The organism is Serratia sp. BNK-10, from assembly GCF_047456065.1.
Taxonomy (GTDB): domain Bacteria; phylum Pseudomonadota; class Gammaproteobacteria; order Enterobacterales; family Enterobacteriaceae; genus Serratia; species Serratia ureilytica.
Window position 1 is genome coordinate 2,648,779 of sequence record NZ_CP179894.1, and the last position, 11,941, is coordinate 2,660,719.

Below are 11,941 nucleotides of genomic sequence, written 5' to 3' on the forward strand. Positions count from 1 at the left end.
AAATCTACGCCATTATTGCCGCCGCCGTGGTGTTGATTATGCTGTTAATAATGAACTCCGGCAGCGATATCAGCGCTTATCCCTAATGCGAAGCGAAGCCCGCCTTTGCCGCAAGGTGTCTCTTTTTTGGCCCGAAGCGCGTTTCTGCCCGGGTTTTATTTTGAACCGGCCGCTTCGTCAATCAATCCCGCCACGTCATCGGCATGGGAAACCAGCGAGGCATGACTGGCCTTCAGCACCATTACTTTCTTAGCCTGCAGCCGCTGCGCCATACGCCGTTGGTTCTCCGGCGCTATCATGCGGTCGTCGCTGGAGAGTTGATACCACGACGGTTTATGTTTCCAGGCGGGCTCACCGAGGGGGTTGCCGAAGGTATCGGCCAATGGCGCCTTCTGCGTCGCCGCCATCACCAGAGCCTCGTCGGCGGTAAGATCCTGGCAAAAGCTTTCGTGAAACTTGTCGTTCTTGATCCACAGATAACCGTCGCTGTCCGGAATCAGATTCGCGACTGCCGCAGGAGGATGCGCTTGCGTAATGCCACCGGGGCTTTCACCGGCATCCGGCGCAAACGCGGCAATGTAGACCAGGCCGACCACGTTAGGCTGGTTGCCCATTTCCGTGATCACCGCGCCACCGTAAGAGTGCCCCACCAACAATACCGGTCCCGCTTGCTGCGCGACCATCTTGCGCGCCCGTTCCGCATCCTCAGCCAGTGAGGTCAGCGGCATTTCCACCGCATGAATCGCCGAATAGCCCCTGCGCGACAACTCGATAATCACCTTACTCCAGTGCGCGGCGCCGCCCCAGAATCCGTGCACCAGCACGATGGTTGGTTTTGTGCTCATTGCCGACCTCTTCATCTCATTTGGAGGCGCTGTAGACTGATCAACAGCCGCCCTACAGGGACGCGCCTTGCAGCCGGCGACGTCGCGCGATCTCCATTTATATAGTTAGCACTGCGGTATTCGGCAATAGCTACGACGGGTTAAGGCGCTCGGTTTACAGGCATCGTCATGACTTGCCGAGGCAGCGTACGCCGTGGCGGCAGTGCAAAAAACGGGATTAAAACTAGGATTTTTACCCATAGCGATCTAAAATCCCACGCAAAAACAAAGACAAGTAAATTTGGTTCATCGGGAAAAGGAATGAAGTTGTGAAGGAAATGATCTCCATCGTATTGATGACATGCCTGCTGGCGCTGCTGTTTTCGTGGCTGTTCGTCTACGGTCTTAACATTCATTAAACCTACAGCAACACCAAACCCCCCTTCCTGGCTGACCGGCAGCGCATCCGGACAATGCGCTAAAAACCCCTCTCCCCGCATGTTTCTATCCCATCATTCGCCCGTCGACAGCTAAAAAGAATCCAAAGCTCGCCGGCGCAACGCGATCTCGCCTTCGTCTGCTCGCCCACTAAAACATCAATAAAATTTATGATTGATAACCTCGTCGCGTTTCCGGACATCTGAATGACTATTTTCCTTCTTCACACCGTTCCCGCCTGAAATCAGGCTGACAACCTTAAAATGTTACCGGTAACTATGTTGTTGATTTCTTTTCGTAATAAACATAAAGCCGTTAATAACCTTACATTCTTTATAGAAATAAATTATGCATTCTTATGGATAAAGGCATGAATTAACGGCCTTCGGTCATTGATTATCGCCCGCCAAGCTCCTAAAATTCGCGCGTAAAAATACAACTGGGATCGAGTTTCATGTCGTCGCTGTGGGTTGCAACGCAATACTGTTATTTTATTGGTCTGTTAGTTTCAATGATTTTCACCTACCTGGTAAGTAGGGACACCGTCAAAATTCGTTGCATCAGCGCGCTGACCATCGGGTTAACCTGGCCGTTGAGTCTGCCTGTCGTCTTGCTGTTTTCGCTGTTCTAACGCCCTAACCGGCTGTGCCGCCACGGATGCTTTTAAACAGCCGTGCTAATGTAATGGGTCGGCCAACGACGCTGCCCCCTCACCGGCGAAACAAGTGACGATACGGCGCATTGTTAAATGAAAGGCCATTTCCCCGCGTAATGTTTTACTTGGGGGGTAGACTATTCGCCGCGCCGCGATCGCCAACGGCGGTACAGCCGCCCCACGCCCCATACCATCAGCCATAGTAAAATATTCCCCCCCAACCAAAGCATCAGCAGGTAGAGGAAAGTCTGATAACCGGGTATGCCCCGATCGGCGAAGAACGGATTAAAGTGCAAAAATTTGACGATCGCGAAGGGATTAAGATTGAAACGGGTGAAGACGCAGGCGGTCAGCACAGGCGGCAACAGGATGTAAAACACCAGGGTGAATATCATCAGCAGCCTGGTGCCATGCGTGTTTTTATAATCTTTCATATCAGCGTATTGCTTGCTTCATCTCAGTGCGAGAATCGCCTGGCGATCGCTCGCCAATCGACCCTGCGGGCCAAAAATAGTTCCGCGCAAACGCGGGAATAAAGCCGGTTCAGCGTTTAATTCTCATTTAGCGCTCGGGTGATATATACCCTGTGGATTATAAATTACGATGCCGACGCGCCGCCTTCAACTGCAGCGTTTGCGTGGCGTCATCAGGAGGCCCTAATGAAACCGGACGCACTCTCCCTGCCGCCGAGCGCCAAAAAACTCAAAGTGATCTACGGCTGGTATATTTACGTGATCTATATCCTGCTGGTGTTCAACATTTACATGGCGGTCTACAACGTCTGCGTTCGGCATCCGATCGAAGCCCCGCTGCTATCGCTGTTCCACAGCCTGTTTCTCGCGCTGATGTTGCAACAGGTGCTCAAGAAAAACGTCGTTTTCGCCTGGATCTTGTTGGGCTATTTTATTCTGATGCGCCTGTATTACGCCAATGTGCTGCACATTGAGTTCACGTTGGTGAGCCGTGGCCTGGTGCTGCTGATTCTGACGCTGCTGCTGACCGGCACCGTGGCCGTCGGGCAGCTGGCCACGCCGCCACAGCGGCATGACTGGCTCGCTCGCCTAGGCTGGCGGCAATGGACGACGCTCGCGGCGCTGGCAGCGATCCTGACCCCGCTGATCACCACCGATTACCTCGGCTAAACGCGGTGCTATCTGGGGATATGGGGCTCTGAAATGTCTACGATGCGGCATATTTTGGTGTAGTTGCCTGCCTTCTCACAGATCTTGTCCGTGACGAACACGCTAAGGTAGCCCAGCAGCAGCAAGTAGCCAACCATGCACAAAATAAAGATAAGCGTTCTCACCGATAGCGACCAACCTGACAAGAGTATCTCCAGCATCATAACCTGAACGAGGCGCTTTAAAAGGATTTCATGTGCGCACTGGCCGCATCGGCGCACGTTCTGTAGTAACATTAAGCCACCACGCCAACCACCGGAAACGCCGATGCACCATCTGATGTTAGACATTGAAACCCTGGATATAAAACCCAGCGCCGTGATTTTGGTGGTCGCGGCGGTGTTTTTCGATCCCCGCACCGGGGAACTCGGCGCCGAATTCGAGGCCGCCGTCAGCAGCCAGAAAGATCAGCCGGGACGAACCATAAGCCTGGACACGGTTGCCTGGTGGGCGAAACAATCCGATGAAGCGCGCAAGCTGGCCTTCGGCGGCACCGAGAGCCTCAAGCGCGTGCTGAGCAGTCTCAGCCGTTTTATCCATATGAACAGCACCGATACGGTAAAGGTCTGGGGCAACGGTAAAGAGTTCGACTGCGCGATCCTCGAACACGCCTTCCAGCAGTTGGAGATGCCCTGTCCGTGGAAATTCTGGGATACCCAGGATGTGCGCACGGTGATCACGCTGGCGGAACTGCACGGCTTTAACCCGAAAAAAACCCGTCCGTTCGAAGGCATGCCGCATCGCGCGTTGGATGACGCTCGCCATCAGGCCCGTTATGTGGCCGATACCGTCTCGGCGCTTTATCTCCGCCCGGGAGCGCAGCGCTGACCCGCTTTGCCCCTTTTCATTTGCCGCCAGAATCTCTACTCTAGCCCTCTTTGTCACTCGGACGTGCCTTTCCTGCTATGCAAAAGTTCCTGTTTCTGCTTCTCAGCCTGGTGCTGCTCGGCCCATTGGGCATCGATCTCTATCTGCCCACCATTCCCGCCATCGCCGTCGGCCTGGGCAGCAGTGAAGCGCTGATCCAATCCACCATTTCGCTGTTTATTCTGGTGCTCGGCCTCGGTCAAATCATCGCCGGTCCGTTGGTGGATAACTATGGCCGCAAACCGGTGGCGCTGGCCGGCATTATTCTCTACACGATCGGCGCGGCAATGGCGGCGCTGTCCACCAGCCCGACGATCTTCATCGCGTCGCGCCTGTTGCAAGGGGTTGCGGTCTGTTGCACCGCCGTCGTCGCCTTCAGCGGCGTGCGCGATCGGCTGAATGGCGACGACGCCGCCCGCGCCTTCGGCTTTCTCAACGGCACGCTGAACATCATCCCGGCATTGGCGCCGCTGCTCGGCGGCCTGCTCGCCGAAGCCTTCGGCTGGCGCGCGCCCTTTTGGTTCCTGGCCGGTTACGCGCTGCTGGTGTTGGTGCTCATCGCGCTGCGCCTGCCGGAAACTCGCCCCGCCGACACCGTGCCCGTCAAAGGGCTGCCGGTGCGCCAATACGCGCGCATCCTCAGCGAACGGCGTTTCCTCTCTTTTGCGGTGGTGAACTCCGGGGCGATGGGCATGGCGCTGACCTACGTTTCTCTGGCGCCTAACGTGCTGATGGGCACCGCGGGCCTGACTCCGCTGCAATTCTCGTTGGTGTTCGGCGCCAACGGCTTCTGGATCATGTTGGTCAGCTTCTTCGCTAACCGCATCATCCACAAAGTCGGCCGTCCGGTTTGTCTGGCGACCGGCGGCATTTTGATGGGGTTGGGCTGCCTGGGCCTGCTGCTGGGCGTCATGTGGCTTCCCGCGGCGGCGCAGGCGCACTGGCTGGCGTATATGCTGCCGGTCGCCAGCGCCTGCGCCGGGTTGGCGTTCGTGATGGGCCCGGCCACCAGCTATGCGCTGGAACCGTACTCCAATGAAGCCGGCGTCGCGTCCGCGCTGGTCGGTTTCGTACAGATGGCCGGGGGCGCCGCGCTGGGGCTGCTGGCGATGGCGCTGCCGCTGCAACCGAAGCTGTCGCTGGCTTTGGTCATGCTGGCGGGCTGCCTGCTGGCGCTGCACGCGCGGCGGCTCAGCAAGCAGATTAAAGGACAGATCAGAAAAGTCGCCTGAGCCGCGGCTCAGGCTTCGGTAACAACCGGCACCCGTGCCGCCAACGCCGACAACAGTTCATAGCCTAACGTCCCTGCCGCCGTGGCCACCTCGTCCACCGGCAGGCGTTTTCCCCACAGCTCCACCTCGGCGCCCAGTTCAACGTGGGGACAGGGCGTCAAATCCACCGCCAGCATATCCATCGATACCGTTCCCAGGGTGCGTGTCAGCACGCCATCGACCCATACCGGCGTTCCGGTCGGCGCATGACGCGGATAGCCGTCGGCATAACCGCAGGCCACCACGCCGATACGCTGCGCGCCGGCGGCGCTGTAACGGCCGCCGTAGCCCACGCGATCGCCAGACTTCAGCTGCTGAATGCCGATGATCTCGCTGCTCAGCGTCATCGCCGGCTGCAACCCCGTCGATGCGATATCGTTCCAGCACCCGCTCGGCGAAGCGCCATAGAGAATGATCCCAGGACGCACCCAACTGCCGTGGGTCGCAGGATGCCACAGCGTAGCGGCCGAGTTGGCCAGGCAACGCGGCAGCGGTACATCGGCAGCCGCCGCCTCGATGGTGGCCATCTGTTGAGTTACGCCTTCCGGCCCGTCGGCGGTGGCGAAGTGACTCATCAGCGTAAGCTCGGCAATATTGGCGACAGCCTGCGCCCTGCGCCACACCTCATGCAGGCGCTCGGGCGCAAACCCCAGCCGATTCATGCCGCTGTTCACTTTCAGATAGACATCAAGCGGCGCACTCAGCTTTGCGTCGGCGATCGCCGCCAGTTGCCAGTCGCTGTGCACCGCCGTCGTCAGGCGATAACGATCGAGCAAGACCAGATCCTGCCGCTGGAAGAAGCCTTCCAACAACAGGATAGGCCCCTGCCAACCGGACTCGCGCAGCAACACCGCTTCGGCCAGATCCAGCATGGCGAAGCCGTCGGTGTGCGCCATGCTGCGCCAAACGTGTTTGATGCCGTGGCCATAGGCGTTGGCCTTGACCACCGCCCAGACTTTGGCGCCGGGGGCGAAACGGCGCACCACCTGCAGGTTGTTTTCAATTGCACCGAGATGCATCGTGGCGGTTATCGGACGGGGCATCGCTTCTCCTTGGGACACGTACAGCGGCCACGCGCGCCTGCGCGTGGCCGAAAAGTCTATGACAGCGTCGACGATTAACGTGCGGGATGCACGTCGTTCAGCGGAACCGCGTGTTGCTGGCGAAATCCGGCGCTGTAACGCGCCACCGCCAGGTCATCGGAAGGGATTGCCGGCGTAATGCCGGACATCAGATCGGACAACAACTGCCCGGAACCGCAGGCCATGGTCCAACCGAGCGTGCCATGCCCGGTGTTGAGGTACAGGTTTTTCAACGAGGTGCGGCCGACGATCGGCGTGCCGTCCGGCGTCATCGGGCGCAAGCCGGTCCAGAACGTCGCGTCTTCCACTCTGCCGCCGTTCGGGTAGAGATCGCGCACCACCATCTCCAGCGTTTCTCGCCGCTTTTGCTCCAACTGAGTATTGAAACCGACGATCTCCGCCATGCCGCCGACGCGAATGCGCTGGTCGAAGCGCGTGATGGCGATTTTATACGTCTCATCCAGTACCGTAGAGAATGGCGCCGCCGCCTCATCGACGATAGGGATCGTCAGCGAATAGCCCTTCAGCGGGTAAACCGGAATAGACACCAGGCCGCGCAGCAGCGCCGTGGAGTACGAACCGAACGCCACCACGTAGCTATCGGCTTTGAACACTTCCTCGCCGCACTGTACGCCGGCGATCTTGTCCCCCTCCACCAACAGACGGTCGACGCTGCGGTTGAACAGGAAGGTCACGCCCGCCTGCTCAGCCATCTTCGCCAACTGTTGCGTAAACAGTTGGCAATCGCCGGTTTCGTCGTTCGGCAACTGCAGGCCGCCGGTCAGCTTGTGCGCCACCTGCGCCAGCGCCGGCTCAACGCTGCCGAGTTGGCCGGCCTCCAGCAATCGGTAAGGCACCCCGGCATCTTCCAATACCGCAATATCTTTCGCGGCGTTTTCGAACTGTTGTTGGGTGCGGAACAGCTGCAGCGTGCCGCCCTGACGGCCTTCGTACTGGATGCCGGTTTCCTGCCGCAGCGCCTTGATGCAGTCGCGGCTGTATTCCGCCAGGCGCACCATGCGGCCTTTGTTGGTCATGTAGTGTTCGGTGTTGCAGTTTTTCAGCATCTGCCACATCCAGTTCAGCTGGAAGCTGCTGCCGTCGAGACGGATCGCCAGCGGCGCATGGCGTTGGAACATCCACTTAATGGCCTTCAGCGGCACGCCCGGCGCCGCCCAGGGAGCGGCATAGCCCGGTGAAATCTGCCCGGCGTTCGCCGCGCTGGTTTCCAGTGCCGGGCCGGGCTGACGATCGATCACCGTCACCTCATGCCCAGCCTTCGCCAAATACCAGGCACTGGCTACGCCCACCACTCCACTACCTAAAATTACCACTCGCATCGCTGACTCCAGCCCAAGGCTTCACAAAGCACAATCTTCTGCTAACAGGAAATTAACTCAGTGAAAAAATCCGTCCAACAACTTCGTCATCAAACGTGACAATATTCACAATTAATTTATCGTCGATGGCCCGCGCATTTGCAATAGCCGCCAGAAAATAGCGATAAGATACGGTTTAAGGGGGTTTATGGCGCGAGGTCACCCCTGATTCGCTAGCATTGCTATCATTGACGGCATGGAAAATTGGCGTGATAAGCAACATGGATTTAACAGAATATAAAAATATCAGTTAACACAACAACAGAATAAAAAACCACAAAATCAAAAAATACCAAAACAACTGGCAAATAACGACACCACCCGCTGCAGCAGAAAAATCGCGTAAATTTTCAGCCCTTAATAGCCTTATTTTTACTGTTGGAATAAAGCGGCGTTCACTGTGGCGCCATCTTGTTTTCGCTGCAGCACGATATGAACGTTCAAGCCCCCAGCCTCGCCCAGAGTTCATACTGTCGCTATTCAGGAGAACCTCGCATGTTCATCGCTCTCTATCAGTTCTCAGTCAAAACCGGACACGAACACGCTTTTCGCCAGGCCTGGCTTGAATTGACACAGGGCATCTATCAGCAACGCGGCAGCCTGGGCTCGCGCCTGCATCGGGAGATGAACGGCAAATATATCGGCTATGCGCAGTGGCCAAGCCGCTCGGCATGGGAAAACGCCGGTGATATTCAGTTGGATGAACGGTACCGAGCGGCTCGGGATCGCATGCGCGCCACTTTATTGGCGGATGAAACGCTATTTGAAATGGACGTCACGGACGATTACCTGCAAATCAGGCCGTTCGACTGACCACAAGCCCACGCGTGCGGGCTTGTGGTGGCAGAAGAGAGAAGCATCAATGATGCAGCATCTCGTCCACGACTTCTTTGGTCTGCAGCTGGAACGGGTAGTAGGTCGGCCAGTTATCCATCTCTTTCAGCAACGCCTCCTGCGACGTGTTGCCCATAAAGATATGGAAATGCGCCGATTTGCGCGGCCCGATAATGTGATCGCTGAACTGTACGAATTTCGGCGCCTGACTGTCGGCATCCTGGCACTCGAACAGATAACGCACGCCTTTCTTACCGGAGACATACGTTAGGATCTTATGCCCGGCGTACTTGTACTGACAGGCGCTGGATTGGTCGCCACGGTGAAATTCCATGACACCGTTCTCAATGCCAATGGTATCCACATCGGTGGCGTAACCTTTGCGGTAATACGCCTTCACCTCTGCGAAGGTTTTGCTCTTATCCTGCGCCGCTTTCTTCTTGAACACCGGGTCAAGATCCCCATTGATCAGATACGGATACACGGATTGCCATACGCCCTCCCAATCAGCCAGGTCGCGATCTTTGACGTCCTTATCGTCGAACACACCTCCCTCCGCCTTTTTTTCCACTTCCGTCAGCGGCTTGCCATGTGAATGATGCCCGTGAGCCAACGTTTGCCCACTGATGAACAGCGCCGCCAGCGCCACTGCCAATTTGCCCAAATGCCTCGTCAAAACGCGTTCCTTGTCCGTTGTTGAGAAAATGAAAGGTTACAATATAACATAACAATTTTCAATCCCTGTCGCACAGCAGGCAATGTGTTGCACGCCCCTGCCGCAGGGCTATACTCGGAGAAGATGCGCGGTGTTGCACCGCCTTCTGCCGGGACGGGCGCCGGATCGACCGCCGTTCGCCCCTTTGCGTACCGGCATTTTTATTTCACTGATTTGCAATGGTTAATTATGACTTGAACTATGCTTGTTACAGGGTCTGCCGTTTGAGCAAGGCCCGTGAATAATGAGGGTGCGCTGATGACTACTTCAACACATGACAAGGTTAAGGATGATAAACGTCTGAGCGATGGACCGGACTGGACGTTCGAACTGCTGCAGGTGTATTTGGAGCAGATCGACCGCGTCGCCAAGCATTACCGGCTCGACACCTACCCCCATCAGATCGAGGTGATCACCTCAGAACAGATGATGGACGCCTATTCGAGCGTCGGCATGCCGATCAACTATACCCATTGGTCCTTCGGCAAAAAATTCATCGAAACCGAGCAGCGCTACAAACAGGGCCAGCAAGGGCTGGCGTATGAAATCGTCATCAACTCCAATCCCTGCATCGCCTACCTGATGGAGGAGAACACCATCACCATGCAGGCGCTGGTGATGGCGCACGCCTGCTATGGCCACAACTCGTTCTTCAAGAATAACTACCTGTTCCGCAGTTGGACCGACGCCAGCTCCATCGTCGATTACCTGCTGTTTGCTCGCCACTACATCAGCCAGTGCGAAGAACGCTACGGCGTCGAAGAAGTGGAACGGCTGCTGGACTCCTGCCATGCGCTGATGAACTACGGGGTCGACAGGTACAAACGCCCGCAAAAAATCTCTTTGGTGGAAGAAAAAGCGCGCCAGAAAAGCCGCGAAGAGTATCTGCAAAGCCAGGTGAATACGCTGTGGAAGACCCTGCCACGCGTCGAGCGCGAAGAGTCGCCTGAGCAGGCGCGCCGATATCCGAGCGAACCGCAGGAAAATATCCTCTATTTTATCGAGAAGAATGCGCCGCTGCTGGAACCGTGGCAGCGTGAGGTGCTGCGCATCGTGCGCAAAGTCAGCCAATATTTCTACCCGCAAAAACAGACCCAGGTAATGAACGAGGGGTGGGCGACCTTCTGGCACTACACCATCCTTAACCATCTTTACGACGAAGGCCGGGTGACCGAGCGGTTCATGCTGGAGTTTTTGCACAGCCACACCAACGTGGTTTATCAGCCGCCGTACAACAGCCCATACTATAACGGCATCAACCCGTACGCGCTGGGCTTCGCCATGTTCCAGGACATCAAGCGCATCTGCCAATCGCCGACCGAGGAAGATCGCTACTGGTTCCCGGACATCGCCGGTAAAGACTGGTTGGACACGTTGCACTTCGCCATGCGCGACTTTAAGGATGAGAGCTTTATCAGCCAGTTCCTGTCGCCCAAAGTGATGCGCGACTTCCGCTTGTTTACCGTGCTGGACGACGATCGCAACAACTACCTGGAAATTGCCGCGATCCATAACGAAGCGGGCTACCGGGCAATCCGCCAGGAGCTGTCGGCTCAATACAATCTGAGCAACCACGAGCCGAACATTCAGATCTGGAACGTAGACTTGCGCGGCGACCGTTCGCTGACGCTGCGCTACATCCCGCAGGAGCGCGCGCCGCTCGATAAGAGCCGCCGCGACGTGTTGAAGCACCTGCATCGCCTGTGGGGCTTCGACGTGATCCTCGAGCAGCAAAACGAAGACGGCAGCGTGGAATTGCTCGACCGCTGCCCGCCGCGGCCTACGCCGCTGTAACCGCCATAACGACAAAGGGCGCCAACACGGCGCCCTAATTATGTCATTCGCACGGCATCAGCGGCGCGCTTCGGTCAGATCGCTCGGCATGGTGCCCTGCATGCTCTGCCAAATCGCCCCGCTATCTTTACCGTAGTTGCGCACGGTATCCATCACCTGGTCGTACAGCTTCTCATGGCAAAGCGTAGACAGCTTGCTGTAGAAGGTCAGCGCCAGCTTGCGCGCTTCCGGGTTGGAGAAGTAGTAACGGCCCACGCGGGTGTACAGCCCTTTCAGACCGTTGAAAATCAGTCCATAGATCGGGTTGCCGGAAGCGAACGCCAGACCACGGAAGATCTCATAGTCCAGGACATTGAAGGCATCCGCCTGATCTTCCACCTCGGCGGCTTTCGCCAGCACTTCCTGCGCCTGCTCAGGATGATTGCGCACCGCAGCGCGAATAAAGATTGACGCGATATTGGTACGCACGGACAGCAGGTTATCGATCAGCTGCGGGACGCTTTTGTGATCGAGACGAGCCACGGTCTCAAGGATATTGAGGCCGGACGTTTCCCAGAAATTGTTCACTTTGGTCGGTTTACCATGCTGTATGGTCAACCAGCCATCGCGGGCCAGACGTTGCAACACTTCACGTAACGTGGTGCGCGTGACGCCAATCAACTCCGAAAGCTCACGCTCCGCGGGCAAAATAGAGCCAGGGGGGAAGCGATTATTCCAAATACTCTCAATAATGTACTCTTCCGCGAAACCGGCAGGACTCTGCGCCTTTATGACCATGTGTTTGACGTTCCGTTGCGACGATAAAATCAGTAAAAGTAATCAGCTCATCATACCAGATCACACAGACATGACATAGCGTGAGCGAAAAACAATAAACGAAAGTGTGCATAAAGTGGCAAAA

Annotated in this window: 12 protein-coding genes; 6 read left to right on the plus strand and 6 right to left on the minus strand. The window is 56.7% G+C overall.

Features of this window, described 5'->3' with window-relative positions:
- Positions 1-155 precede the first annotated feature (155 nt).
- Complete coding sequence (locus ACMGG9_RS12870; protein ID WP_033643320.1) at positions 156-845, minus strand: alpha/beta hydrolase; 690 nt, start codon at positions 843-845, stop codon at positions 156-158.
- Between the two features lie 871 nt (positions 846-1,716).
- Here ACMGG9_RS12870 and ACMGG9_RS12875 point away from each other — a divergent pair.
- A complete protein-coding gene (locus ACMGG9_RS12875; protein WP_033634815.1) occupies positions 1,717-1,893 on the plus strand; it encodes a GhoT/OrtT family toxin in 177 nt (58 codons plus the stop codon).
- A gap of 161 nt (positions 1,894-2,054) precedes the next feature.
- Here the strand turns inward: ACMGG9_RS12875 and ACMGG9_RS12880 are convergent, their stop codons facing one another.
- Positions 2,055-2,351, minus strand: coding sequence for a hypothetical protein (locus ACMGG9_RS12880; RefSeq protein ID WP_033650959.1), 297 nt, complete (start codon positions 2,349-2,351; stop codon positions 2,055-2,057).
- Between the two features lie 225 nt (positions 2,352-2,576).
- Between ACMGG9_RS12880 and ACMGG9_RS12885 the strand changes: the two genes are divergently transcribed.
- The 3 genes from ACMGG9_RS12885 to ACMGG9_RS12895 all read left to right on the plus strand — a co-directional run bounded on the left by ACMGG9_RS12885 (position 2,577) and on the right by ACMGG9_RS12895 (position 5,197).
- Positions 2,577-3,059 (plus strand): hypothetical protein, encoded by a 483-nt coding sequence (locus ACMGG9_RS12885; RefSeq protein ID WP_033643322.1) that lies wholly within the window; start codon positions 2,577-2,579, stop codon positions 3,057-3,059.
- A gap of 306 nt (positions 3,060-3,365) precedes the next feature.
- Complete coding sequence (locus ACMGG9_RS12890; RefSeq protein ID WP_033643325.1) at positions 3,366-3,926, plus strand: 3'-5' exonuclease; 561 nt, start codon at positions 3,366-3,368, stop codon at positions 3,924-3,926.
- Between the two features lie 77 nt (positions 3,927-4,003).
- Complete coding sequence (locus ACMGG9_RS12895; protein ID WP_414161469.1) at positions 4,004-5,197, plus strand: Bcr/CflA family efflux MFS transporter; 1,194 nt, start codon at positions 4,004-4,006, stop codon at positions 5,195-5,197.
- An 8-nt stretch (positions 5,198-5,205) separates the two neighbouring features.
- Here the strand turns inward: ACMGG9_RS12895 and dadX are convergent, their stop codons facing one another.
- Positions 5,206-6,279, minus strand: a complete 1,074-nt coding sequence (gene dadX / locus ACMGG9_RS12900; RefSeq protein WP_240289848.1) for a catabolic alanine racemase DadX — start codon at positions 6,277-6,279, stop codon at positions 5,206-5,208.
- Between the two features lie 74 nt (positions 6,280-6,353).
- The gene (locus tag ACMGG9_RS12905; RefSeq protein ID WP_033643328.1) at positions 6,354-7,658 is read right to left on the minus strand and encodes a D-amino acid dehydrogenase; all 1,305 of its coding nucleotides are present in this window, start codon (positions 7,656-7,658) and stop codon (positions 6,354-6,356) included.
- A gap of 534 nt (positions 7,659-8,192) precedes the next feature.
- On the opposite strand from ACMGG9_RS12905, the gene ACMGG9_RS12910 reads away from it, so the two are divergent.
- Complete coding sequence (locus tag ACMGG9_RS12910) at positions 8,193-8,510, plus strand: antibiotic biosynthesis monooxygenase family protein (protein WP_033650956.1); 318 nt, start codon at positions 8,193-8,195, stop codon at positions 8,508-8,510.
- Between the two features lie 46 nt (positions 8,511-8,556).
- On the opposite strand, the gene zinT is transcribed toward ACMGG9_RS12910, so the two are convergent.
- Positions 8,557-9,207 (minus strand): metal-binding protein ZinT, encoded by a 651-nt coding sequence (gene zinT / locus ACMGG9_RS12915; RefSeq protein ID WP_033650955.1) that lies wholly within the window; start codon positions 9,205-9,207, stop codon positions 8,557-8,559.
- A gap of 297 nt (positions 9,208-9,504) precedes the next feature.
- Here zinT and ACMGG9_RS12920 point away from each other — a divergent pair, with 297 nt between their 5' ends.
- A complete protein-coding gene (locus ACMGG9_RS12920) occupies positions 9,505-11,040 on the plus strand; it encodes a SpoVR family protein (protein ID WP_033643331.1) in 1,536 nt (511 codons plus the stop codon).
- 57 nt (positions 11,041-11,097) lie between these two features.
- Here the strand turns inward: ACMGG9_RS12920 and fadR are convergent, their stop codons facing one another.
- Positions 11,098-11,817, minus strand: a complete 720-nt coding sequence (gene fadR / locus ACMGG9_RS12925) for a fatty acid metabolism transcriptional regulator FadR (RefSeq protein WP_033643333.1) — start codon at positions 11,815-11,817, stop codon at positions 11,098-11,100.
- Between the last annotated feature and the right edge of the window lie 124 nt (positions 11,818-11,941).